At 71.0% G+C, this 24,487-nt stretch carries 21 protein-coding genes and 2 tRNA genes; 11 read left to right on the forward strand and 12 right to left on the reverse strand.

What is annotated here, in order from left to right; translation table 11 throughout:
• Window positions 1–52 precede the first annotated feature (52 nt).
• A complete protein-coding gene (locus TNCT1_RS15840) occupies window positions 53–2,683 on the reverse strand; it encodes a valine--tRNA ligase (RefSeq protein WP_143632325.1) in 2,631 nt (876 codons plus the stop codon).
• A gap of 137 nt (window positions 2,684–2,820) precedes the next feature.
• Between TNCT1_RS15840 and TNCT1_RS15845 the strand changes: the two genes are divergently transcribed.
• A complete protein-coding gene (locus tag TNCT1_RS15845; RefSeq protein ID WP_143632327.1) occupies window positions 2,821–3,780 on the forward strand; it encodes a hypothetical protein in 960 nt (319 codons plus the stop codon).
• 67 nt (window positions 3,781–3,847) lie between these two features.
• Here the strand turns inward: TNCT1_RS15845 and clpX are convergent, their stop codons facing one another.
• The 5 genes from clpX to TNCT1_RS15870 all read right to left on the reverse strand — a co-directional run bounded on the left by clpX (window position 3,848) and on the right by TNCT1_RS15870 (window position 8,556).
• Window positions 3,848–5,134: an ATP-dependent Clp protease ATP-binding subunit ClpX gene (gene clpX, locus TNCT1_RS15850; protein WP_143632329.1), complete on the reverse strand. Its 1,287-nt coding sequence runs from the start codon at window positions 5,132–5,134 to the stop codon at window positions 3,848–3,850.
• A gap of 169 nt (window positions 5,135–5,303) precedes the next feature.
• Window positions 5,304–5,969, reverse strand: a complete 666-nt coding sequence (locus TNCT1_RS15855) for an ATP-dependent Clp protease proteolytic subunit (RefSeq protein ID WP_143632331.1) — start codon at window positions 5,967–5,969, stop codon at window positions 5,304–5,306.
• A gap of 67 nt (window positions 5,970–6,036) precedes the next feature.
• Window positions 6,037–6,642 (reverse strand): ATP-dependent Clp protease proteolytic subunit, encoded by a 606-nt coding sequence (locus TNCT1_RS15860; protein WP_143632556.1) that lies wholly within the window; start codon window positions 6,640–6,642, stop codon window positions 6,037–6,039.
• 287 nt (window positions 6,643–6,929) lie between these two features.
• Entirely contained in the window at window positions 6,930–8,300 is a 1,371-nt protein-coding gene (tig, locus tag TNCT1_RS15865; protein WP_143632333.1) for a trigger factor, read from the reverse strand.
• A 179-nt stretch (window positions 8,301–8,479) separates the two neighbouring features.
• Window positions 8,480–8,556, reverse strand: a tRNA-Pro gene (locus tag TNCT1_RS15870).
• 162 nt (window positions 8,557–8,718) lie between these two features.
• Between TNCT1_RS15870 and TNCT1_RS15875 the strand changes: the two genes are divergently transcribed.
• Window positions 8,719–8,792 (forward strand) — tRNA-Gly (locus tag TNCT1_RS15875).
• Between the two features lie 161 nt (window positions 8,793–8,953).
• On the opposite strand, the gene TNCT1_RS15880 is transcribed toward TNCT1_RS15875, so the two are convergent.
• On the reverse strand, window positions 8,954–9,148 hold the full coding sequence (locus TNCT1_RS15880) for a hypothetical protein (protein WP_143632335.1): 195 nt from the start codon (window positions 9,146–9,148) through the stop codon (window positions 8,954–8,956).
• 441 nt (window positions 9,149–9,589) lie between these two features.
• Between TNCT1_RS15880 and TNCT1_RS15885 the strand changes: the two genes are divergently transcribed.
• Window positions 9,590–10,777, forward strand: coding sequence for an acyltransferase family protein (locus tag TNCT1_RS15885; RefSeq protein ID WP_143632337.1), 1,188 nt, complete (start codon window positions 9,590–9,592; stop codon window positions 10,775–10,777).
• Here the strand turns inward: TNCT1_RS15885 and TNCT1_RS15890 are convergent.
• Entirely contained in the window at window positions 10,767–11,255 is a 489-nt protein-coding gene (locus TNCT1_RS15890) for an HD domain-containing protein (RefSeq protein ID WP_143632339.1), read from the reverse strand. The genes TNCT1_RS15885 and TNCT1_RS15890 overlap by 11 nt on opposite strands.
• Before the next feature lie 41 nt (window positions 11,256–11,296).
• Window positions 11,297–12,469 carry a PP2C family protein-serine/threonine phosphatase gene (locus TNCT1_RS15895; protein ID WP_143632341.1) on the reverse strand — a complete coding sequence of 391 codons (1,173 nt, stop codon included), beginning with the start codon at window positions 12,467–12,469 and terminating at the stop codon, window positions 11,297–11,299.
• A 175-nt stretch (window positions 12,470–12,644) separates the two neighbouring features.
• Here TNCT1_RS15895 and TNCT1_RS15905 point away from each other — a divergent pair, with 175 nt between their 5' ends.
• On the forward strand, window positions 12,645–13,886 hold the full coding sequence (locus TNCT1_RS15905) for a GNAT family N-acetyltransferase (RefSeq protein WP_143632343.1): 1,242 nt from the start codon (window positions 12,645–12,647) through the stop codon (window positions 13,884–13,886).
• Between the two features lie 79 nt (window positions 13,887–13,965).
• Here TNCT1_RS15905 and TNCT1_RS15910 read toward each other — a convergent pair whose 3' ends face one another.
• Window positions 13,966–14,775, reverse strand: coding sequence for an Fpg/Nei family DNA glycosylase (locus TNCT1_RS15910; RefSeq protein WP_143632345.1), 810 nt, complete (start codon window positions 14,773–14,775; stop codon window positions 13,966–13,968).
• A gap of 91 nt (window positions 14,776–14,866) precedes the next feature.
• Entirely contained in the window at window positions 14,867–15,352 is a 486-nt protein-coding gene (locus TNCT1_RS15915; protein WP_143632347.1) for a ribose-5-phosphate isomerase, read from the reverse strand.
• 203 nt (window positions 15,353–15,555) lie between these two features.
• Here TNCT1_RS15915 and TNCT1_RS15920 point away from each other — a divergent pair, with 203 nt between their 5' ends.
• Window positions 15,556–16,980, forward strand: a complete 1,425-nt coding sequence (locus TNCT1_RS15920) for an amino acid permease (RefSeq protein ID WP_143632349.1) — start codon at window positions 15,556–15,558, stop codon at window positions 16,978–16,980.
• Between the two features lie 109 nt (window positions 16,981–17,089).
• Here the strand turns inward: TNCT1_RS15920 and TNCT1_RS15925 are convergent, their stop codons facing one another.
• Window positions 17,090–17,671 (reverse strand): biotin transporter BioY, encoded by a 582-nt coding sequence (locus TNCT1_RS15925; RefSeq protein ID WP_143632351.1) that lies wholly within the window; start codon window positions 17,669–17,671, stop codon window positions 17,090–17,092.
• Between the two features lie 422 nt (window positions 17,672–18,093).
• On the opposite strand from TNCT1_RS15925, the gene TNCT1_RS15930 reads away from it, so the two are divergent.
• The 6 genes from TNCT1_RS15930 to TNCT1_RS15955 all read left to right on the forward strand — a co-directional run bounded on the left by TNCT1_RS15930 (window position 18,094) and on the right by TNCT1_RS15955 (window position 24,432).
• On the forward strand, window positions 18,094–19,293 hold the full coding sequence (locus TNCT1_RS15930) for an ROK family transcriptional regulator (protein WP_143632353.1): 1,200 nt from the start codon (window positions 18,094–18,096) through the stop codon (window positions 19,291–19,293).
• Between the two features lie 277 nt (window positions 19,294–19,570).
• On the forward strand, window positions 19,571–20,638 hold the full coding sequence (locus TNCT1_RS15935) for an ABC transporter substrate-binding protein (RefSeq protein ID WP_143632355.1): 1,068 nt from the start codon (window positions 19,571–19,573) through the stop codon (window positions 20,636–20,638).
• The gene (locus TNCT1_RS15940; RefSeq protein WP_143632357.1) at window positions 20,635–21,483 is read left to right on the forward strand and encodes an ABC transporter permease; all 849 of its coding nucleotides are present in this window, start codon (window positions 20,635–20,637) and stop codon (window positions 21,481–21,483) included. Before TNCT1_RS15935 ends, TNCT1_RS15940 begins: the two co-directional genes overlap by 4 nt.
• Window positions 21,459–22,193, forward strand: a complete 735-nt coding sequence (locus tag TNCT1_RS15945; RefSeq protein WP_143632359.1) for an ABC transporter ATP-binding protein — start codon at window positions 21,459–21,461, stop codon at window positions 22,191–22,193. Before TNCT1_RS15940 ends, TNCT1_RS15945 begins: the two co-directional genes overlap by 25 nt.
• Entirely contained in the window at window positions 22,190–23,527 is a 1,338-nt protein-coding gene (locus tag TNCT1_RS15950) for an LLM class flavin-dependent oxidoreductase (RefSeq protein WP_235902607.1), read from the forward strand. Before TNCT1_RS15945 ends, TNCT1_RS15950 begins: the two co-directional genes overlap by 4 nt.
• Before the next feature lie 14 nt (window positions 23,528–23,541).
• Window positions 23,542–24,432 (forward strand): TauD/TfdA family dioxygenase, encoded by an 891-nt coding sequence (locus tag TNCT1_RS15955; protein ID WP_143632362.1) that lies wholly within the window; start codon window positions 23,542–23,544, stop codon window positions 24,430–24,432.
• The last annotated feature ends 55 nt before the right edge of the window (window positions 24,433–24,487 follow it).

Raw genomic sequence — 24,487 nt, forward strand, 5'->3', positions numbered from 1 at the left:
GCGGTTCCGGGGGCCTTCGGCCGTCGTCCGCGCCGACGGGCGCGCCGGGGCGTTACGCCTGCGGGAGCCTGTCGAGCTGGGCCTGGATGCGGGCGATGTCCTCGTCGGCCTTGGCGAGGCGGGTGCGGATCTTGTCGACCACGTTCTCCGGGGCCTTCGCCAGGAACGCCTCGTTGCCGAGCTTCGCCGTGGCCTGGGCCTTCTCCTTCTCCGCTGCGGCCAGGTCCTTCGCCAGGCGCTTGCGCTCGGCGGCCACGTCGATGGTGCCGGAGAGGTCGAGGGCGACCTCGGCGCCGGCGACCGGCAGGGTGGCCGTGGCCGTGAAGGACTCGCCCTCCGGCTGCAGGCGCAGCAACTGTCGGATGGCGGCCTCGTGCGCGGCCAGCGCCGTGCCGTCCAGGGTCAGCCGGGCCGGGACCCGCTGGCCGGGCTGCAGGCCCTGGTCGGCGCGGAAGCGGCGGACCTCGGTGATGACGGACTGCAGGGTCTCGATCTCCCGCTCGGCCGCCGGGTCGCGGAAGCCGCTGTCCTTCGGCCAGTCCGCGATGACGACCGACTCGCCACCCGTGAGGGTGGTCCACAGGGTCTCCGTGACGAACGGGACGACCGGGTGCAGCAGCCTGAGGGTGACGTCGAGGACCTCGCCCAGGACGCGCTTGGAGACCTCGGCCGCCTCGCCGCCCGCCTGGAACGTCGTCTTGGACAGCTCGACGTACCAGTCGAAGACCTCGTCCCAGGCGAAGTGGAAGAGGGCGTCGGAGAGCTTGGCGAACTGGAAGTCGTCGTAGAACGCGTCGACCTCGGCGACGACCGAGTTGAGCCGGGACAGGATCCAGCGGTCGGTGGCGGACATGCTCGCCGCGTCCGGCAGCGGGCCGTCCACGGTCGCGCCGTTCATCAGCGCGAAGCGGGTGGCGTTCCAGATCTTGTTGGCGAAGTTGCGGGAGCCCTGGACCCAGTCCTCGCCGATGGGCACGTCGACGCCGGGGTTGGCGCCGCGGGCGAGGGTGAACCGGAGGGCGTCGGAGCCGTACTTGTCCATCCAGTCCAGCGGGTTGACCGCGTTGCCGAAGGACTTCGACATCTTCTTGCCGAACTGGTCGCGGACCATGCCGTGCAGGGCGATGGTGTGGAACGGCGGGGTGCCATCCATCGCGTAGAGGCCGAACATCATCATCCGGGCGACCCAGAAGAAGAGGATGTCGTAGCCGGTGACCAGGACGGAGTTCGGGTAGAACTTCGCGAGGCTCTCGGTCTGTTCGGGCCAGCCGAGGGTGGAGAACGGCCACAGGCCGGAGGAGAACCAGGTGTCGAGGACGTCGGTGTCCTGCTTCCAGCCCTCCGCCTCGGTGCCGGGCGGACGCTCGTCGGGGCCGACGCAGACGACCTCGCCGTTCGGGCCGTACCAGACCGGGATGCGGTGGCCCCACCACAGCTGCCGCGAGATGCACCAGTCGTGGAGGTTGTCGACCCAGTCGAAGTACCGCTTCTCCATCTCCTGCGGGTGGATCTTGACCTTGCCGTCGCGGACGGCGTCGCCGGCCGCCTTGGCGAGCGGGCCGACCTTGACCCACCACTGCATGGACAGGCGCGGCTCGATGGTGGTCTTGCAGCGCGAGCAGTGGCCGACGGAGTGGACGTAGGGACGCTTCTCGGCGACGATCCGGCCCTCGGCGCGCAGGGCGGCGACGATGGCGGAGCGGGCCTCGAGGCGGTCCAGGCCCTGGAAGGGGCCGTGCGCGGTGATGACGGCGTGCTCGTCCATCACGGTGAGGGACGGCAGGTCGTGCCGCTGGCCGATCTCGAAGTCGTTCGGGTCGTGGGCCGGGGTGACCTTGACGGCGCCGGTGCCGAACTCGGGGTCGACGTGCTCGTCCGCGACGACCGGGATGGAGCGGTCGGTCAGCGGGAGCCTGATGAGCTTGCCGACGAGGTGCCGGTAGCGCTCGTCGTCGGGGTGGACGGCGACCGCGGTGTCGCCGAGCATGGTCTCGGCACGGGTGGTGGCGACGACGATGGTGTCGTCCCCCTCCCCGTACTTCATGGAGACCAGCTCGCCGTCGTCGTCCTGGTACTCGACCTCGATGTCGGAGATGGCCGTCAGGCACCGCGGGCACCAGTTGATGATGCGCTCGGCGCGGTAGATCAGCTCGTCGTCGTAGAGCCGCTTGAAGATGGTCTGGACGGCCTGGGACAGGCCCTCGTCCATGGTGAAGCGCTCACGCGACCAGGCGACGCCGTCACCGAGGCGGCGCATCTGGCCGGAGATCTGGCCGCCGGACTCGCCCTTCCACTGCCAGACGCGCTCGACGAACGCCTCGCGGCCGAGGTCGTGGCGGGACTTGCCCTCCTTGCCGAGCTCGCGCTCGACGACGTTCTGGGTGGCGATGCCGGCGTGGTCCATGCCCGGCTGCCACAGCGTCTCGAAGCCCTGCATGCGCTTGCGGCGGGTCAGGGCGTCGATGAGCGTGTGCTCGAAGGCGTGGCCCAGGTGGAGGCTGCCGGTGACGTTCGGCGGCGGGATGACGACGGTGTACGGCGGCTTGTCGCTCTTCGCGTCCGCCTCGAAGTAACCCCGCTCCACCCAGCGCTCGTACAGCGGCCCCTCTACATCGGCCGGCGCGTACTGGGTCGGCAGTTCGTTGTCGGGCGCGGGTGGCTGCTGCTGAGCGTTCTCGGTCACGGGGGTCAGTTTAGAGGTGTCACGGGGTGGTCCCGAAACGCGTTTGTTCTGTAACGGTGCGGCCCCCGGTGCCGTGCGCCCCTTGCTCCTGGGACAGGATGTCAGGAACACATAAGCATCTGAGGGGGAACCCAGGAATGAGCAACAACCAGCCGGGCCCGTACGGCCAGCAGCCGCCCTACGGCCAGCCGGGGCAGCCTGGTCCCTACGGCCAGCCGGGCCCCTACGGCCAGCAGCCGCAGGCACCGCAGCCCGGCTACGGCTACCCTCAGCAGACTCCCCCGGCCCCGCCGCAGCCCGGTTACGGCTACCCGCAGCAGGGCGGCGTGCCCCAGCAGCAGGGCCCTTACGGCCAGCAGCCCGGCGCCTACGGCCAGCAGCCCTACGGCGCCCCGCAGCCGCCGGCCCCGGGCGGGGGCAAGAAGAAGACGGGCCTGATCATCGGCGCGGTGGCGGTCGTCGCGGCGATCGCGGTGGGCGCGTACTTCGCGCTGGGCGGCAGCAGCGGCTCGGACGTCGCGGACGACGGCCCCCACAAGCTGACGACGCCGGCGACGGTGCTCGGCGAGTACAAGAAGTCCGCCGCCCAGGACAGCGGCGGCTTCGACGAGAACGATGTGAAGGACGCCGAGAAGCACGGCGTGAAGAACGCCCAGGACGTGCACGCCGGCTACCAGTCCGGTGACAAGAGCAACCCGCTCGCCGGCAAGGTCATCAACTTCATGGGCGTGTACGGCGACATCGAGGACCCCGAGGCCGTCGTCGACGGCATGTTCGCCGAGATGAAGAAGAGCGCCGCGAAGGACGGGAAAGAGGGCCAGGTCATCGGCAGCCCGCAGTCCTTCTCGCCCAGCGGGCTCGACGGCGCGGTCCTCAAGTGCCAGGAGATCAAGTACAAGAACGACTCGTCCACCGGATCCTCGTCCGGCGGACCCGGCGCGATCAGCATGCCGGTCTGCATCTGGGGCGACCACAGCACGATGGGCGCGATCATCAGCCTCCAGATGGCGGACGCGATGGCGGGCAAGAGCGCCGATCTCGCCGGTGCGGCCGAGCTGACGGCCAAGTTCCGCAAGGAGGTCCGCGTCAAGGCGTGACGGCGCTGGACGTGCGAGAAGGGCCCGGCCGGGTGGCCGGGCCCTTCTCGTGTGTCCGGTGCGGCGCCTACGCCGTCTTCTGCTCGCCGGTCCCGCGGCCCCTGGAGTCCCGGGGGATCAGGGTGGGGTTGACGTTGGAGTGGACGACGTCGGCCGTGATGACGACGCGGGCGACGTCCTTGCGGGACGGGACCTCGTACATGACCGACATGAGGACCTCCTCCATGATGGCGCGCAGGCCGCGTGCGCCGGTCTGGCGGAGGATGGCCTGGTCGGCGATGGCCTCCAGGGCCTCGCGCTCGAAGTCCAGCTCCACGCCGTCGAGTTCGAAGAGGCGCTGGTACTGCTTGACCAGGGCGTTGCGGGGCTCGACCAGGATCTGGAGCAGGGCCTCGCGGTCCAGGTTGTGCACCGAGGTGATCACCGGCAGGCGGCCGATGAACTCGGGGATCATGCCGAACTTGACCAGGTCCTCGGGCATGACGTCCTCGAACTGGTCCTTGGCCTCCAGCTCGCGCTTGGAGTGGATCGTCGCGCCGAAGCCGATGCCCTTGGCGCCCGCACGGGACTCGATGATCTTCTCCAGGCCGGCGAAGGCACCGCCCACGATGAACAGCACGTTCGTCGTGTCGATCTGGATGAACTCCTGGTGCGGGTGCTTGCGGCCGCCCTGCGGCGGGACCGAGGCCGTGGTGCCCTCGAGGATCTTCAGCAGGGCCTGCTGGACGCCCTCGCCGGACACGTCACGGGTGATCGACGGGTTCTCGCTCTTGCGGGCCACCTTGTCGATCTCGTCGATGTAGATGATCCCGGTCTCGGCCTTCTTGACGTCGTAGTCGGCCGCCTGGATCAGCTTGAGGAGGATGTTCTCCACGTCCTCGCCGACGTAGCCCGCCTCGGTCAGCGCCGTCGCGTCGGCGATCGCGAAGGGCACGTTCAGCATGCGGGCCAGCGTCTGCGCGAGGAGCGTCTTGCCCGAGCCGGTGGGGCCGAGCAGCAGGATGTTGGACTTCGCCAGCTCGATGGCGTCGTCACGGCCCTGGGCGCCGCCGTTCTCGCCCGCCTGGACCCGCTTGTAGTGGTTGTACACCGCGACCGAGAGGGCCTTCTTGGCGGCCTCCTGGCCGACCACGTAGCCCTCGAGGAACTCGTAGATCTCGCGGGGCTTGGGGAGTTCCTCCCAGCGCACCTCGCTGGTCTCCGCGAGCTCCTCCTCGATGATCTCGTTGCAGAGATCGATGCACTCGTCGCAGATGTACACACCGGGACCTGCGATGAGCTTCTTGACCTGCTTCTGGCTCTTGCCGCAGAACGAGCACTTGAGCAGATCGCCGCCGTCACCGATGCGTGCCACGGTGTGCTTCCCCTTCGCCTGGGAGACGACTGGACACTCGGGTCCAGCGGCTCCTGGTGCTGCCTTATGTCCGACGGTACCTTGCCGGGCCCCGTGTTCGGGTCCCCCTTGGCAGGGTTCACTTTGACGCGAACCCTGCCAAGGGGGCCTGAGACTACGCCGCCTCGGGTCAGCGGACCGCCGCGTTGTTCATCTTGCGGGTGGAGATGATCTGGTCGACGATGCCGTACTCGAGCGCTTCCTCGGCCGTGAGGATCTTGTCGCGCTCGATGTCCTCGCGGACCTGCTCGAGGTCCCGGTTCGAGTGCTTGGCCAGCATGTTCTCGAGCTGCTCACGCATCCGGGTGAACTCGTTGGCGATGATCTCCAGGTCGGAGAGCTGGCCGCGGCCGGTGGAGCCGGCCGGCTGGTGGATCAGCACGCGCGAGTTCGGCAGCGCCATGCGCTTGCCCGGGGTGCCGGCGGCGAGCAGGATGGCCGCGGCGGAGGCCGCCTGGCCCATGCACACCGTCTGGATGTCCGGCTTCACGAACTGCATGGTGTCGTAGATGGCCGTGAGGGCCGTCATGTCGCCACCGGGGCTGTTGATGTAGATCGAGATGTCCCGGTCGGGGTCCATCGACTCCAGGCACAGCAGCTGCGCCATGACGTCGTTGGCGGAGGCGTCGTCGATCTGGACGCCCAGGAAGATCACGCGCTCCTCGAAGAGCTTCGCGTACGGGTCGTACTCGCGGATGCCCTGGGAGGTGCGCTCGACGAAGCGCGGGATGACGTAGCGGCTGTCGGGCCGGGGCCCTTCGTACATACCGCTGGCGGCGCCGGGGAAGTTGCTCATGAGGGTGTTCACCGTCCTGGTGGCGTTCGGGGGGCTGGTGTCTCGGCGGTTGGCGTGGCCGGGCCGGTCAGGCACCGGTGCCGCCGCCTCCCGGAACACCCGAGGCGTTCCTGATGATCTCGTCGATGAGGCCGTACTCCTTGGCCTCCTCCGGGGTGAACCAGCGGTCGCGGTCCGCGTCGCGCAGGATCGTCTCGACCGACTGGCCGGAGTGGAACGCGGTCAGCTCGGTCATGGTCTTCTTGGTGCGCAGCAGGTACTGGGCCTGGATCTTGATGTCCGAGACCGTACCGCCCAGGCCCGCGGAGCCCTGGTGCATCATGATGTCCGTGTGCGGCAGCGCGAACCGCTTGCCGGCGGTGCCGCCGGTGAGCAGGAACTGGCCCATCGAGGCCGCCATGCCCATGCCGATCGTGACCACGTCGTTCGGGATGAACTGCATGGTGTCGTAGATCGCCATGCCGGCCGTCACCGAGCCGCCGGGGCTGTTGATGTAGAGGTAGATGTCCTTGTCGGGGTCCGCGGCGAGGAGCAGCAGCTGTGCGGTGATCTTGTTGGCGATGTCGTCGTCGACCTGCTGACCGAGGAAGATGATCCGCTCGTTGAGCAGCCGGTTGTAGACCTGGTCGCCGAGGCCACCACCGATGGAAGGCTCGCCGGCGGCGGAGGGCATCAGATTCGTCACGTATCCACCTGCTCGTCTTACGACGGCGCCGGGCCGTCTCACGTCGTCCTGCCGGAGGCTTGGCTGGGGGTCTCAGGAGACTCCCCTGCCCCCGTATTCATGGACCCTAACGCTCAGGTCCCCTCGGGGAATCCCGGAGATGACGGTGTTCGCCGGGGGCGTAGCGGCCGCGCGGCGGGGCCGGGCGCGGATCCGGGGGCGAAACGGGGCGGGCCCCCGGGAAGCACACTCCCCGGGGGCCCGCCCTACGCGCTCTGAAGGCGCCGTGGGGCCGCTCAGCCCTCGGCGTTCTCCTCGGAGGTCTCCGACGCCTCGACGGCCTCGGTCTCCTCCTCCTCGTCGTCCAGGTCGACGACCTCGCCGTTGGTGTCCTTCACCGTGGCGGCCTCGACCACGACGGCCAGGGCCTTGCCGCGGGCGACCTCGCCGACCAGGAGCGGAACCTGGCCGCCCTCGACGACGGCCTGGGCGAACTGGTCGGGGGACATGCCGGAGGAGGCCGCACGCCGCATGAGGTGCTCGGTGAGCTCCTCCTGGTTGACGTTGAGGTTCTCCTTCTTCACCAGCTCGTCGAGGACGAACTGGGTCTTGATGCCCTTGACCGCGGCGTCGCGGGTCTCGGTCTCGAACTCCTCGGCGGTCTTGCCCTGGATCTCCAGGTACTTGTCGAGGGTGAGGCCCATCTGGCCGAGCTGGTGGTGCTCCAGGTTGTGCTTGCGGGTGTTGATCTCGTCCTCGAGCAGCTTCTCGGGGACCGGGACCTCGACCAGCTCGAGGAGCTTCTCCAGGACGCGCTCCTGGGCCTGGGTGGCCTGGTCGTACTGCTTCATGTCGCCCAGGCGCTTGCGGCTGTCCGCCTTCAGCTCGTCCAGGGTGTCGAACTCGGAGGCGAGCTGCGCGAACTCGTCGTCCAGCTCGGGCAGTTCGCGGGCGGCGACCTGGGTGACCTTGACGGTGACCTCGGCCTCCTTGCCCGCGGCCGAGCCGCCCTTCAGCTCGGAGGTGAAGGTGGCCTCGCCACCGGCCTCCAGGCCCTTCACGGCGTCGTCGATGCCGTCCAGCAGCTCGCCGGAGCCGATCGTGTAGGAGACGCCGTTGGCGATGCCGTCCTCGAGGACCTCGCCGTCGACCTTGGCCTCCAGGTCGATCGTGACGACGTCGCCGTCCTCGGCGGCGCGCTCCACCGGGGAGGTGGAGGCGAAGCGCTCACGGAGCTGCTCGACCGACTTCTCGACGTCCTCTTCGGTGACCTCGACGGCGTCGACCTCGACCTCGATGCCGGAGTAGTCCGGGATCTCCAGGGCCGGGCGGACGTCGACCTCGGCGGTGAAGTTCAGCGTCTCGCCGTCCTTCAGGTCGGTGATGTCGACCTCGGGCTGGCCCAGCGGGCTGAGCTCGGCCTCGTTGACCGCCTCGGTGTAGAACTTCGGAAGCGCGTCGTTGACGGCCTCCTCCAGCACCGCACCGCGGCCGAACCGCTGGTCGATGACGCGGGCCGGGATCTTGCCCTTGCGGAAGCCCTTCACCGTGACCTGCTGGTTGATCTTCTTGTACGCCGCGTCGAGGCTGTCCTTGAGCTCCTCGAAGGGCACCTCGACAGTGAGCCGAACCCGGGTCGGGTTCAGGGTCTCCACGGCGCTCTTCACGGTTCGGTCTCCTTGTGGCTGACTTCTTGGTTTCTGCCGGAGCCAGACTGGTCCGGCGGATTTCGCCGCCCGGAGGAGTTCGTAGGCCGACTGGGCCGGGACACACGGGCGCGCAGCTTGCATAGTAACCGCAGCCGGTCAGCGCCCCAAAAGGCGATCATCAGGATGCCGTGAGCCGGTGGTCGGGGTGGCGGGATTTGAACCCACGGCCTTCCGCTCCCAAAGCGGACGCGCTACCAAGCTGCGCCACACCCCGTCTGGTGCGACACGTAGGGTACATGTCCCGGCCGATTCCGCAGGCCGGTTTCACCGCCGCGGCGCAGACGACGTCGCCCCGGTCCAACACGTTGGCCTCCGCGGCGGGCGACCCGCTACGATGCTCTGCAGTGCCGCGGTCACAGACCGGCGGCGCGTTGTCGCGGGCGTAGCTCAATGGTAGAGCCCTAGTCTTCCAAACTAGCTACGCGGGTTCGATTCCCGTCGCCCGCTCCATACGGTCCAGGGCCGGGCGAGGTCACCCCTCCGCCCGGCCCTGATCGCTTTCCGGGGCCCTGGCCGCCCCGGCTCGCCACAGGCGCGCACCGGCCGCCTCCGCGCCCGGTGCGCGGGCGCCGCCGGGTGCGCGGGCGCCGTCGGGTGCGCGGCGCGGGGCGTCAGAAGCTGATCTGGTTGATCGTCTCCGCTATCGAGTTCATGAAGCGGTTGATCGACGGCGCCATGCCGGTCGAGGCGAGGAAGAACCCGAAGAGGACGGCGACGATGGCCGGGCCGGCCTTGATGTTCCCCCCTCGGATCAGCACCACAAGGATGATCGCCAACAGCAGCACCACGGACAGTGAAATGGCCACAACTGATCACACCTTCGGTCGGTCCGCTCTCCCGGCCCTGGGACGCGGCCCCGCGCACCCCAGCCAGAACCATCGTGCCACCAACCCGGCCCTTGTATGCGGGTCATGACGCAACGTCGGGTGCCGGCCCGGCGCCGCCCGGGCCCCGCACAGTAATTCGACAGGCCCACCCTCACCTGCGGCACAGGAAATTGCGCAGTTTGGTTTCCATGCCCACACATCACGTGCGCAGGTAATTCGAATTGATGACACCGGGGCGACGTATGCCCTAATTAGTCACGATGAGTCGGGACATCAGGGGTCAACAAGGGGTGCCGCTGTGCCCACCATCACGTGGACAGGGGAGGCAAGTTATGAAAATCAGGGGGTACTCGAACGGGATAACCAGGAATAACAGGCGGGGTTTTACGGAATCCCACAGTCGACGCTAGGGTGCCTGAGATGTTTGAAGCCGCCTCGTCCCCCGGCCAGAACCGCAGACCACTCCCCCCGGCGCAGTCGCCGGCCGACGGAGTACCCGGTCCGCGTACCCCGCTGAGTGAGCAGAAGGGGCGGACCACGGCCGACAGACCGGGCAGACAGCGTGACTCGTTCTTCGACAACGCCAAGTACCTGGCCATCGTGCTGGTGGCGATGGGCCACTCCTGGGAGCCGCTCAAGGGCGACAGCCGCGTCCTGGAGGCCCTCTACACGGTGGTGTACAGCTTCCACATGCCGGCGTTCATCATCATCTCCGGCTACTTCTCCCGCAGTTTCGACATGCGGCCGGACCGGCTGAAGCGGCTGATCACCGGTGTGGCCGTGCCGTACATCCTGTTCGAGACGGCGTACCCGCTCTTCAAGAACGCGGTCGACCACTCGCACGAGGAGATCAGCCTCCTCGATCCCTGGTACCTGACCTGGTTCCTGGTCGCCCTGTTCGTCTGGCGGCTCACCACGCCGGTGTGGAAGCTGGTGCGCTGGCCGCTCCCGGTGGCCATCGGCATCGCCATGCTGGCCAGCGTCAGCCCGAGCATCGGCGACGACCTCGACCTGCAGCGCGTGCTGCAGTTCCTGCCCTACTTCGTGCTCGGCCTGTGCATGAAGCCCGAGTACTTCCGGATGGTGCGCCGGCGCTGGGTGCGCATCGCCTCGGTGCCGGTGTTCGCCGCCGCGCTCGCGTTCGGCTGGTGGGCGGTGCCGCGCATGAACACGGCGTGGTTCTACCACCGTGACTCCGCGCAGGAACTGGGCGCCCCGTGGTGGTGCGGCCCGGTGATGGTGCTCGCGATGATGGGCTGCTCGCTGCTGCTGACGGCGTGCTTCTTCTCCTGGGTGCCGGGCCGCAGGCTGTGGTTCACGGCCCTGGGCGCGGGCACCCTGTACGGCTACCTGCTGCACGGCTTCCTGGTGAAGTTCGCCGACTACCGGGGCTGGTTCGACCACTCCGCGCTGCACCGCCCGCTCGGCGAGATCCTGGTCACCGTCCTCGCGGCCGCCGCCGTCACGCTGCTGTGCACCTCTCCGGTGCGGCGGGTGTTCCGGTTCGCGATGGAGCCGAGGATGACCTGGGCGTTCAAGCAGGACGCGGCCGAACTGGCCCGCGAACGCCAGCAGAAGGAGCGCGGGCGGGAGAAGGTCAGCGCCTAGCGTCCCCGTCACGGCGTACGGCCGCCTGAGCACCGAGACCGAGAAGTGCCCGCATCCGCGCGTACTTCTCGGTCAGCCGTCTCCGGGTGGGTTCGTCCAGGGCCGCCAGCCGGGCCGGATCGGCGTTGTGCGCCAGGTCGGCCTCCTTCACCAGCAGCGCGCCCGGGGTGTCGAGGATGCGCCGCGCGTACGCGCCGGGGTCCTCGCCGGCCCGCTTGGTCACGGCGCGCACGACGGCCCGGGTGCGCTCCGTCAGGGCGGCGTCCTCCAGCCACTCCTCGCTCAGCACGCCGTCCTCCACGGCGTCGTGCAGCCAGGCCGCCGTGATCTGCTCCGCGTCCCCGCCCCGGGCCCGTACGCCTTCGGCGACGGCCGCGAGGTGTTCGGCGTACGGCCGCCCGGCCTTGTCGGTCTGTCCTTCGTGCGCGGCCCGCGCGAGGCTCTCGGCCTCGGCCGGGCCGAGTGGCGTGGCGTTCATCGCCCCAGTGTCACCGGTGCGCGGCGCGTCCGGAAGCCGGTTCAGCGGGGAGCCGAGGTGGTCTCGCGGCAGATGAGCAGCAGGGCCCGGTCGTCGTTGACGTCCTTGGCGACCGCTTCGATGAGGTGCCAGGCGGCGCCGTGGAAGCCGCCGGCGACATAGCGGTCGGCCTCGCCGGTGAGCCGGTCGATGCCCTCGACGATGTCCCGGTCGGAGGTCTCCACCAAGCCGTCCGTGAACAGCATGAGCACGTCACCGGGCCGCAGCGAGCCCTTCGTGGAGTCGAACTGGGCGCCGTCGTAGACACCGAGCAGCGGGCCCTCGGCCGCCTTCTCCTCCCAGCGGCCGCTGCCCGCGCTGAGCTGGAGGCCCGGCGGGTGTCCCGCGGAGTAGAGCTCGTAGTCGCCGGAGTCGAGGTCGAGGACCAGGTGGATGGAGGTGGCGAAGCCCTCGTCCCAGTCCTGGCGGAGCAGGTAGCCGTTGGCCGCGGGCAGGAAGGCGTGCGGCGGGAGGGAGCCGAGCAGGCCGCCGAAGGCGCCCGACAGCAGCAGGGCGCGCGATCCGGCGTCCATGCCCTTGCCGGAGACGTCGGTGAGGACGACCTCCAGGGTGCGGCCGCCGTTGGTGCGGGCCGCGACCACGAAGTCGCCGGAGAAGGACTGGCCGCCCGCCGGGCGCAGCGCCATCTCGTGGTGCCAGCCCTGCGGCAGCTTGGGCAGCTTGCTCTGCACCCGGATCCGCTCGCGCAGGTCGAACAGCATGGTGCCGCCGCGCCGCCAGGGCACGCCGACCCGGCTGCGGAACTGCGCGGTGAGCAGCCCGAAGGAGCCGCACGCGGCCACCACCAGGACCACGCCGGGGGTGACCCGGGAGGGCCCCTCGGTGTACGGGCCGAGCCGTACCGACTCCACGATCAGCGCGGTGGCCGCGGTGGCGTACAGGCCGAGCAGGCTGGCCGGGCGCAGCAGCAGGCCGCCCGCGACGATCGGCAGCACCAGCGCGCCCGGCGCGAACCACACCGAGTTGCCGAGTGTCAGGGCCGCGAGGACGGGAATGGTGAGCAGCAGGCCGACGAGCGCGATCCAGTCGGAGCCGTCGCCGCGGAAGTAGTCCACGGCGCTTCTGCGCAGGCCGACGCGGACCCGGTGCCACTGCATCTTCCACCGGGCCGTGAACGTCTCGGCCTTCGAGCGCCGCTCTCGTCCTGCTGCCATCAGTTCGGGACCCTATCCATCGGACCAGCCACTTGGCACGGGAGGTCCCACTTGTCCCCCGTGCGAGGCTCCGCATCGTGGTTCGACTTCACAGTGAACGGCACGCGGCGCCGTCGCGCCGCCGCCTGGGAGAAATTCGCTGGCTCGTCCCCGGGCGCGCTGATAGGCATGGCGCATGGCGACCGACGGTGTGACCGAGCTGACAGTGCTGCGCCCCGAGGAGTGGGACGGGTGGTTCGATCACCTGATCCGTGCCTTCGGCGGCGGCGAGACCTCCGCGGAGGAACTCGAAGTGGAGCGCTCGGTCACCGAGTTCGGCCGTTCCCTGGCCGCCCGGGACGGGGACGCGATCGTGGGGACGGCCGGGGCCTTCAGCTTCCGGATGACCGTGCCGGGCGGCTCCCAGGTGCCCACGGCGGGCGTCACGATGGTGAGCGTCTCCGCCACGCACCGGCGGCGCGGGGTGCTGACCTCGATGATGCGGCGCCAGCTCGACGACGTGCGCGCGCTGGGTGAGCCGCTCGCGGCGCTGACCGCCTCCGAGCCGGCGATCTACGGCCGGTTCGGCTACGGGGCGGCGACCTTCCAGCTCCAGGCCGAGATCGACACCAGCCGGGTGACGCTGGCCCCGGTCGCCGGCGCCGGGGACGTGCGGCTGCGGTACGCGCAGCCCGCCGAGGTGCTCGCCGAGTGCGAGGCGGTGTACGCGGCGCTGGTGCCGCGCAGGCCCGGGATGCTGGTCCGGCTGCCGGGCTGGGAGCGGACCGGCCTCGTGGACCCGCCGGGCGACCGGGACGGCGCCTCGGCGCTGCAGTGCGTGGTCGCCGAGCGGGACGGCGCGGTCACCGGGTACGCGCGGTTCCGCACCAAGCTCGGCTGGGGCCAGAGCGGGCACGACGGCACGGTGACGCTGGAGGACCTCGCCGCGCTGGACCCGGCGACCGACGCGGCGCTGTGGCGCTTCCTGTTTGACATCGACCTGATGACGACCCTGACCGTGCGCAACAGGCCGGTCGACGACGCCTGGCAGTACCTGGTCTCCGACATCCGGCGCTGCCGGCCGCGCTTCCGGGACTCGTGCCACGTCCGTCTCGTCGACGTCGGCGCGGCGCTTGCGGCGCGCACCTACCAGACGCCGGTGGACGTCGTGTTCACGGTGGAGGACGCCTTCTGCCCCTGGAACGAGGGGCGTTGGCGGCTGACCGGTGACGCGAAGGGCGCGTCCTGCGAGCGCACCGAGGACGCTGCCGACCTCGAGCTGTCCGTACGGGAGCTGGGGACGGCGTACCTGGGCGGGGTGTCGCTGCTGTCGCTGGCGGCGGCCGGCCGGGTGCGGGAGCTGCGGGCGGGGGCGCTGGCGGAGGCGTCGGTGGCGTTCGGCTCGCCGGTGAGCCCGTGGCTGCCGCACGGCTTCTGAGCCCGCGGGGCCGGTTCCCCGGGGACTTGGCCCGCGGGGGCGGTGCCCGGCGGCCCGGTGGCCCCGCCGGCCCGCCCGGTCAGGCCTTCTGGCAGGTGGGGCACCAGAAGAGGTTGCGGGCGGCCAGGCCGGCGGTGCGGATGTCCGTACCGCACACGTGGCAGGGCCGGTCGGCCCTGCGGTAGACGTACACCTCGCCGCCGTGGTCGTCCACGCGGGGCGGGCGGCCCATGGCCTCGGGGGTGTGCTCGGGGCGGACGGTGTCGATGCGGTTGTCGCGCACGCCGTCGCGCATGAGGGCGGCCAGGTCGGCCCAGACGGCCTCCCACTCGGCCCGGGTGAGGTCCCGGCCCGCGCGGTAGGGGTCGATGCCGTGCCGGAAGAGGACCTCGGCGCGGTAGACGTTGCCGACGCCTGCGATGACCTTCTGGTCCATCAGCAGCGCGGCGACGCTCGTACGGCTGCGGGAGATCCTGCGGTACGCGGCGTCCGGGTCGGCGTCCGCGCGCAGCGGGTCGGGGCCGAGCCGGTCGTGCACCGCCCGCTTCTCCGCGTCGGTGACGAGCGCGCAGGTGGTGGGGCCGCGCAGGTCGACGTACGCGGTGTCGCCGGCGAGCCGGAGCCGGACGGTGTCGGTGGGCGGGGGCGCGGGCGCCGGGCCGAAGGCGACCTTGCCGAAGAGGCCGAGGTGGATGTGCACCCAGTCGGCGTCCCGGAACCGCAGGAAGAGGTGCTTGCCGTGGGCCTCGGTGCCGGTCATGAGGGCGCCGTCCAGCAGGTCGGCGGCGTCGGAGAACTTGCCCTGGGGGCTGCTCACCCGTGGGGCCGTGCCCTGGAAGCGCTCGGCGTAGTCCTGGGCCAGCCGGTGGATGGTGTGCCCTTCTGGCACGGCTGAGGTGTCCTTTCCTGCCGGCTCCCGCCGGCCCGTCGCGGCCGGTGGGAAGCGGCGGGGCCCGGGACCGGACCGGGCCCCGTGGGCGCTACTGCTGCGGGTGGTGGGCGGGGATCGGGGGCAGGTCGCCGGTCGTCTCGTAGTCGGCGAGCATGTCGATGCGGCGGATGTGACGCTCGTCACCGGAGAACGGGGTGTTGAGGAACACCTCGACGAACTTCGTCGCCTCCTCCGTGCTGTGCATGCGCGCACCGACCGCCACCACGTTGGCGTCGTTGTGCTGGCGTCCGAGTCCGGCCGTCTCCTCGCTCCAGGCCAGCGCGGCGCGCACGCCCTTCACCTTGTTCGCGGCGATCTGCTCACCGTTGCCGGAGCCGCCGATGACGACGCCGAGGGCGCCGGGGTCGGCGGCGGTCCGCTCGGCCGCGCGCAGGCAGAAGGGCGGGTAGTCGTCCTGGGCGTCGTAGATGTGGGGCCCGCAGTCGACGGGCTCGTGCCCCGCCGCCTTGAGCCAGTCGACGAGGTGGTTCTTGAGTTCGTAGCCCGCATGGTCGGAGCCGAGATACACGCGCATGGGTCGAGTGTGACACGGCCGTTTCGGGGCAGCAGCCGCGGGTGTGACATAGGCGGAGTGTGAATCGGACCATAGATCCTCAAGAGAACCTCAAGTAACAATCCGGATTCAGAGGTTCCTGAATTCGTTCCCCTCGGATTCACTGGACCGGCTCGTACACCGCTCGTACGGGCAGCTCCACCTGGCGTAAAGGAAATCCGTCCATGACCCCTGGTTCGGGCCTTCAAGCGGGACTGAAAAACCGCCACCTGACGATGATCGCGATCGGTGGCGTCATCGGAGCCGGCCTCTTCGTCGGCTCCAGTACCGGTATCGCTACCGCGGGACCGGGCATCCTCCTGTCGTACGCCCTCGTCGGCACGCTCGTGGTGCTGGTGATGCGCATGCTCGGCGAGATGTCCGCCGCCAACCCCACCTCCGGTTCGTTCTCCGCGCACGCCGACCGCGCGCTGGGACCGTGGGCCGGCTTCTCCATCGGCTGGCTCTACTGGTTCTTCTGGGTCGTCGTGCTGGCCGTGGAGGCCACCGCCGGCGCGAAGATCCTCGAAGGCTGGATACCGGCCGTGCCGCAATGGGGCTGGGCGCTCATCGTGATGACCGTCCTGACCGCGACCAACCTCATCTCCGTCGGTTCCTACGGCGAATTCGAGTTCTGGTTCGCCGGCATCAAGGTCGTGGCGATCGGCGCGTTCATCGTCATCGGCCTGCTGGCCGTGTTCGGCGTGCTGCCGGGCGCGCACACCGACAAGGCGAGCTTCGCCAACCTCACCTCGCACGGCGGCTTCCTGCCGCACGGCCCGGGCTCGATCCTCACGGGTGTGCTGCTGGTCGTCTTCTCCTTCATGGGCAGCGAGATCGCCACCCTGGCGGCCGGCGAGTCGGAGGATCCGCAGCGCGCCGTCACCAAGTCCACCAACAGCATCATCTGGCGTATCGGCGTCTTCTACCTGGGCTCGATCCTGATCGTCGTCACCCTGCTGCCGTGGAACGACCCGGCCATCGAGAAGGACGGCTCGTACGTCGCCGCCCTCGGCTCCCTCGGCATCCCGCACGCCGGGCAGTTCATGAACTTCATCGTGCTGACGTCGGTGCTGTCCTGCCTGAACTCCGGTCTGTACACGGCCTCCCGGATGGCCTTCTCGCTCGGCCAGCGCGGTGACGCGCCCAAGGCGTTCGCGCGGACCACGTCCCGCGGTGTGCCGCGGACCGCGATCCTGGCGTCCGTGGCCTTCGGCTTCGTCGCCGTCTTCTTCAACTACAAGTTCCCGGACACGGTCTTCCTCTTCCTGCTCAACTCCAGTGGCGCGGTCGCCCTGTTCGTGTGGCTGGCGATCTGCTTCTCGCAGCTGCGCATGCGGCGGATCATCCAGCGTGAGGCGCCGGAGAAGCTCGTCGTGAAGATGTGGCTGTACCCGTACCTGACCTGGGCGACGGCCGCGCTGATCATCGGCGTCTTCTGCTACATGCTGACCGACACCGAGGGCGAGAGCAGCGGCCGGACGACCGTGGAGCTCTCCCTGCTGGTGGCCGCCCTCGTGATCGCGGCCTCGCTGGTCAAGCAGAAGATCGCGGGCCGCCGGCCGGCCGCGCCCGTGGACGACGCGGCGGAGAAGGTGTCCGTCGGCTGACCCGCCGGCACCCGGCACGGCGAAGGGGAGGGAGTCCCGCGGGACTCCCTCCCCTTCGCCGTTCGCGGGTCCGGCCGCGGCGTGCGCGGCCGGCCGGACCCGCGGGGTGTCAGCGCCTGCCGGTGAGCTTCCAGGCGGCGGGCAGCGCGCCCATCGCGAGCGCCGCCTTCAGGGCGTCGCCGATCAGGAACGGGGTGAGACCGGCGGCGACGGCCTGGGAGAGGGACAGGTGGGCGGCCAGGGCCAGGTACGGCACGCCGACCGCGTAGATGACCGCCTCGCCGAGGATCATGGTGCCCGCCATGCGCAGCGGGGAGCGGTCGGCGCCGCGGCGGGCCAGGGCGCCGACGGCGGCGGAGGCGAGCAGCATGCCGAGGACGTAGCCGAAGGAGACGGCGCCGGCGCCGGAGCCGCCTTCGGCGAACCACGGCACGCCGGCCACGCCGGCGACGGCGTACAGGGCGAGGGAGAGGAAGCCGCGGCGGGCGCCGAGGGCGGTGCCGACGAGCAGCGCGGCGAAGGTCTGGCCGGTCACCGGCACCGGGGAGCCGGGCACGGGCACCGCGATCTGGGCCGCGAGGCCGGTGAGCACGGCGCCGCCGAGCACCAGCGCGATGTCGCGGGTCCGCGACGCGGGCAGCAGGTCGGCGAGGACTCGACCGGGACGGGCGGTTGCGGTGGCGGTGCTCATGGGGGACTCCGCGTGGGACGAGGGCAGACGGGACACCGCGACGCTATCCCGGCGGCCGCGCGGTGATCACCGTCAGCGCCCGACAAAGGGGGGAACAAAGGCTTGGTGGGCTCCCGACAAAGGTTGGCGGTTACACCCGGTACGGCGTGACAACGGTCACTGAGGCGGGGATGCGCAGCTCACCCGGGGGGCCGCCGGCGGCGCTGTGGAAGCCCGCCGATGAACCCCAGTGGTCTGGTCGGATTCCCCCTTCCTGTCCTACGCTTCCGGCATGGTCGCCCAGGCCCGGTACCTCACCTCGCGTCGCTACGTCGACCTGCGACGCCAGGGCACGGCCACCTGTCGCCGTCCGGGGTAGGGGCGCGCCCGGCGCGCCCTCGCCTTCCGAGACGTGTCGGCCCCGTTCCCGAGGACGGTCCCCCATGCCCCGTACCGCGGCATCCACCCTTGTCTCCCCCGTTCCCCGCGCCGCCGACAGCGACCGGCGGCGCACGAGTGCCAGTGTCGTGCTGCGGTCCGTGCTGGAGCACGGGCCGGTGGCCCGCAGCACCGTCGCCCGGCTGACCGGGCTGTCGCCGGCGGCCGTGACCGAGCACTGCGCCCGGCTCGCCGCGCTCGGGCTGCTCCGCGAGGAGGCGGCGCCGCGCCGCTCGAACGGCGTGGGCCGGCCGCACGTCCCCGTCGACCTCGACACCGGGCGGTTCGTGGTCGGCGGGGTGCACGTGGCCGTGCCGTACACCACCGTCGCGCTGCTGGACCTGCGGGGCCGGGTGGTGGCCCGGCGCGAGCTGAAGCACGAACGGCCGGACGCGGGCCGGGTGCTGGCCCGGGCCGCCGAGGGGCTCGCGGCGCTGCTCGCGCGGGCGCCGGGCCGCCGGCCGCTGGGGGTCGGGGTCGCCGCCGGCGGCTGGGTGGACCGGGACTCGGGCACCGTCGTCGAGCACGAGCTGCTGGGCTGGCGCGAGGTGCCGGTGCGGGAGGTGCTCGAGGACCGCACCGGCCTGCCGGTCCACGTCGACGGGCACGCGCGGGCGCTGGTCGGCGGTGAGCGGCTGTTCGGGCGGGCCCGGGGCAGCCGCAGCGTGCTGCACCTGTTCGTCGGCAACATGGTCGACGCGGCGTTCGCCACCAACGACGAGGTGCACCACGGGCCGCGCTCCCAGGCGGGTGCGATCGCCCACCTCCCGGTGCCCGGCGGCACCGAGCCGTGCGGCTGCGGCCGTACGGGCTGCCTGCAGGCCGAGTTGAGCGAGCGCACGCTGTGCCGGCGGGCCAGGGCGGCCGGGGTGGCCGACTCGGACAACCCGATGCACGTGGTGGCCGCGGCGGCGGCCGGTGACGCGGTGGCCCGGCGGCTGCTGGTGGAGCGGGCGCGGGCGACCGGGCGGGCGGCCGGGCTGCTGCTGGACGTGCTCAACCCGGAGACGGTCGTGGTGACCGAGGTGGGCGCCATGCGCTTCGACGACTGCCTGAGCGCGCTGCGGGAAGCGGCCGGAAAACGGCGCGCGGCGTCCGTGCTGCCTACGAGTTTCCCGGACTCGGTGCTGGCGGTGGCGGGTGGCTCGGTGATGCTGGACGTGCTGTTCCGGGATCCGCTGAGCGTGCCACCTGAGGCTATTTAATTCAGAAACTCGGAATGTTGACAGGGAACCGCGACGGCCGCGAACATGCTGGTCATGAACCCGCTCACGAGCTGTCGCACCCACTGTTGCTGACACGTTGCCGCGCATGAAGCGCGTGTTTCCGTCTGCGTGAGTTCTCTTTCACAAAGCTCTTCCCTGAGCTTTTCCTCCGGCTTTCCGCCGGTCATTGCGCGTGTCTTCCCGTCGGCTTTCCCGTCTGCCTTCCCGTCCGCTTTCCCGCCTGCCTTCCCGCTGTGCGTACCCAGGGAGTCCTCCCATGTCTGCTCCGCCTGTCACCGGTCTCGACCGCCGTCTGTTCCTGACCTCACTGCTCGGCGCGTCCGCCGCCGTCGCGGGTCTCGGCGGCTGCGCGGGCGGCAGCGCCGCCGCCGACACCGAGGGCGCCCTCACCCGCCCCCTCGCGGCCGAGGTCCCGGCCGGCACCAGCCTGAAGATCTCCTCCTACCAGAACGTCCAGCAGCTCCAGTTCAAGCTGGCCAAGCTGCCCGCGCTGCCCTTCGAGGTGTCCGACTGGCTGAACATCGGGGCCGGCCCGGACGTCATCAACGCCTTCCGCGCCAAGTCCCTGGACCTCGCCAACAACGCGGGCATCCCGCCGATCCAGGCGCACTACCAGGGTTTCGACGCGCGCATCGTGGCGATCGACGTGACCCGCAAGCCGAACTACCTCTTCGCCACCAAGCCCGGCAGCGACATCCGCACGGTCGGGGACTTCCGCGGCAGGAGGCTCGCGTTCTCGCAGGGCCAGGCCCAGGGGGTCGTGCTGCTGCGGGCGCTGAAGAAGGCGGGCCTGAGGTACGACCATGTGACGCTGGTCCCGCTGACCAGCAACCAGTTCCTGACCGCCCTGCAGTCCGGTCAGGTCGACGTGGCCCCGCTCGGCAACAGCCAGGCGCCCGCCTATCTCAAGCAGTACGGCGGCAAGGGCGCCCGCGTCATCAGGACCGACGTGGTCGACCTGCTCAACCTGCTGTGGGCGCCGCGGTCCGTGCTCGCCGACCCGGCCAAGGCCGCCGCGGTCGCCGCGTACATCCCGCAGTGGGCCAAGGGCCAGGTGTGGAGTTACGAGCACCCTCGCGTGTGGGAGGAGGAGTTCTACGTCAAGACGCAGAACCTGACCCCCGACCAGGCTATGTCCATCACCGCACTCGCCAACAAGCCGCTGTTCCCGCCCAGTTGGGGCGAGGCGATCAGGTGGGAGCAGGAGACGGCCGACCTGCTCGCCGAGGGCGGGTTCGTCAAGGGGTTCGACGTCTCCTCGCTCTTCGACCACCGCTTCGAGGCCATCGCCGCCAGGGCCGTGCCGGCGGAGTACCGGAGGTGAGCGCCGTGACCACGACCACGACCGCCGTGGCGGCGCCCGCCGCCCCGGAACCACCCCAGGTCCGCCGGCGCCGGCGGCTCTCCCCCGGGCGCCGGCTGCCCGCGGCCCGGCTCGCCGGCCCGCTCGCCGTGCTCGCCCTGTGGGCCGCCGCCTCGGCCGCCGGCGCCCTCGACCCCGGCGCGGTACCGGCGCCCTGGACGGTGCTGCGGACCGCCGGCCGCCTGTGGACCGACGGCACGCTGCCCACGGACGTGCTCACCTCGCTCCGGCGGGCCGCCTACGGCTTCGCGATCGGCCTGACCGCCGGTGTGCTGCTCGCGCTGGTCTCCGGGCTCAGCCGGGCCGGTGAGGCGCTGATCGACGGGACCGTGCAGCTCAACCGGGCGATCCCGACCCTCGGCCTGATCCCGCTGTTCATCCTCTGGCTGGGCATCGGCGAGACCTTCAAGATCGCCGTCATCGCGATCGTCGTCTACATCCCCATCTACCTGAACACGCATGCCGCGCTGTCCGGCATCGACAGCCGGTTCGTCGAACTCGCCGAGGTGCAGGGCCTGTCGAGGGCCGCCTTCGTACGGCGGGTGGTGATCCCCGGGGCGCTGCCCGGATTCTTCGTGGGACTCAGGCTCGGCGTCACCGGCTCCTGGCTCGGCCTGGTGGTCCTGGAGCAGATCAACGCCACCAGCGGCCTCGGCTACCTGATGTTCCAGGCGCAGAACTACGGCCAGAGCGACGTCATCCTGGTCGGCCTGCTGATCTACGGCGTCTTCGGCCTGGTCTCCGACAGCGTGGTCCGCCTCATGGAACGGAGGGTGCTGTCGTGGCGCCGCACACTGAGCAACTGACCCGGCCCGCGGTACGGCTGCGGGGCCTGACCCGTTCCTTCGGCGGCCGCACGGTCCTCGACGGCATCGACCTCGATCTGCCCGCCGGCCAGTTCACGGCTCTGCTCGGGCACAGCGGCTCGGGCAAGTCCACGCTGCTGCGGGCCGTCGCCGGACTCGATCACGGGGTCGCCGGCAGCGGACGGCTCAGCGCCCCCGAGCGGGTGTCGGTGGTCTTCCAGGACTCCCGGCTGCTGCCCTGGGCGCGGGTGCTGGACAACGTCCTGCTCGGCGCCGAGGGCAAGGACGCCGGGCGGCGCGGCCGGGCCGCCCTGGAGGAGGTGGGTCTCGGCGGCCGCGAGCGGGCCTGGCCGGGCGAGCTGTCCGGCGGCGAGGCGCAGCGCGCCGCGCTCGCCCGCTCCCTGGTCCGCGAGCCCGAACTGCTGCTGGCGGACGAGCCGTTCGGCGCGCTGGACGCGCTGACCCGGATCAGGATGCACAACCTGCTGCGGGAGCTGTGGAAGCGGCACCGGCCCTCGGTGCTGCTCGTCACCCACGACGTGGACGAGGCGATCGTGCTCGCCGACCGGGTCCTCGTCCTGGACCGGGGCCGCATCGGCCTCGACCTGACCATCGACCACCCCCACCCGCGCTCCTACCGGGAGCCGGTGCTGGGCGAGTACCGCGAGCGGCTGCTGGCCGCGCTCGGTGTCACGGAGGACCACCAGTGACCACGCGAAAGCTGCACCTCAACGCGTTCCTTATGAACACCGGCCACCACGAGGCGTCGTGGCGGCTGCCGGAGAGCGACCCCTACGCGCACGTCGACCTCGCCCACTACGTGCGGCTGGCCCGGACCGCGGAGCGCGGCACCTTCGACTCGCTCTTCCTCGCCGACGGCCCGCAGCTGTGGAGCAACCTCGCCCAGCGGCCGGCCGGCGCCCTGGAACCGCTCACCCTGCTCACCGCGCTGGCCACCGCCACCGAGCACATCGGGCTGATCGCCACCGCCTCCACCTCCTACAACTCCCCCTACAACCTGGCCCGCAGGTTCGCCTCGCTGGACATCGTCAGCGGCGGCCGGGCCGGCTGGAACATCGTCACCACCGCGGGGCGCGAGGCCGCCCGGAACTTCGGCCTGGACGCCGAGCCCGCGCACGCCGAGCGGTACGCCCGCGCCGCCGAGTTCCTCGACGTGTCCCTGAAGCTCTGGGACAGCTGGGAGGACGACGCGATCGTCGCCGACAAGGCGGCCGGCGTCTGGGGCGACGACAGCAAGATCCATCCGCCCCGGCACCGGGGGACGTACTTCGGCGTCGAGGGCGCCCTCAACGTGCCGCGCTCACCCCAGGGTTACCCGCTGCTGGTGCAGGCGGGCTCCTCCGCGGACGGCAGGGCCTTCGCCGCCCGGTACGCGGAGGCGGTCTTCACCGCCCAGCAGACCCTGGCGGACGCCCAGGCCTTCTACGCCGACCTCAAGTCCCGCACGGCCGGCGCGGGACGGAACCCGGAGCACATCAAGGTGCTGCCCGGCATCGTCCCCGTGCTCGGCTCGACCGAGGCCGAGGCACGGGCCGCCGAGCGGGTGCTGGAGGACCACATCGTCCCCGAGCACGGCCGGGCCCGCCTCGAGAACCTGCTGCACCTGGAGCCCGGCACCCTCGACCTGGACGAGCGGCTGCCCGAGGACCTGCCGCCGGAGTCCGCCGTCGAGGGCGCCAAGAGCCGCTACACCCTGGTGGTCGAACTGGCCCGGCGCGAGCGGCTGACCGTACGGCGGCTCATCGCACGGCTCGGCGGCGGACGCGGCCACCTCACCTTCGCGGGGACGCCCGAACAGGTCGCCGGCCAGATCGAGACCTGGTTCACCCAGGGCGCCGCCGACGGCTTCAACATCATGCCCGCCGTGCTCCCCTCCGGTCTCGAGGCCTTCGTCGAGCACGTCGTGCCGGTCCTGCGGGAGCGCGGCCTGCTGCGCACCGGGTACGGCCCGCGCCGGACCCTGCGGGAGCGCTACGGCCTGCGCCGCCCCGCCAACCAGTACCTCACGCCCGCCCTCGTCTGAAAGGACCACCGCACATGTCCCTCGAGATCACCAAGGTCACCGCTCGCATCGGCGCCCGGGTCTCCGGCGTCGACATCTCCCGGCCGCTCGCCCCCGAGCAGGTCGCCGGCATCCGCGAGGCCCTGAACGCGCACAAGGCGCTCGTCTTCGACGACGTGCGCCTGGACGACGCCGGCCAGCAGGCCTTCGTCCGCCACCTCGGCGAGCTCACCACCGCCCACCCGACGGTCGGCGCCGTCGACGGCTCCCCGAACGTGCTGCCCGTGGACAGCGAGCGGGGCCGCGCCAACCACTGGCACACCGACGTCACCTTCGTGCTCAACCCGCCGCAGGCCAGCACCCTGCGCTCGATCACCGTTCCGCCGTACGGCGGCGAGACCCTGATCGCCAACGCGGCGGCCGCCTACCGCGACCTGCCCGAGCCGCTGCGCCGGCTCGCCGACACCCTGTGGGCGGAGCACACCAACGACTACGACTACGCGGTGCCGGACGAGGCGATCGACGAGGAGCAGGCCGCCCAGCGCGCCCGGTTCACCTCGATCAAGTACCGCACCGCTCATCCGGTGGTCCGCGTCCATCCGCTGACCGGCGAGCGCGGGCTGTTCATCGGCGGGTTCGCGCAGCGGATCGTGGGCCTGTCGGTGGGCGAGTCCCGCAAGGTCCTCGACCTGCTGCAGGCGTACGTCACCCGGCCCGAGAACGTGCTGCGCCACCGCTGGTCGCACAACCAGCTCGTGCTCTTCGACAACCGCATCACCCAGCACTACGCCATCGACAACTACGACGGTCAGCCGCGCCGCCTGCACCGGGTGACCGCCGCCGGTGACATCCCGGTCGGCGTCGAGGGCAAGGAGAGCTACTCGATCGAGGGCGACGCCTCGCACTACACCCCGGTCGCCGCGTAACCGGGATCTCACCCTTCGCACAGCGCGCGTCCGCATGCTGGGCGGCCCCTTCGCG

This window comes from Streptomyces sp. 1-11 (assembly GCF_007176755.1).
In the GTDB taxonomy this organism is placed as follows: Bacteria; Actinomycetota; Actinomycetes; order Streptomycetales; family Streptomycetaceae; genus Streptomyces.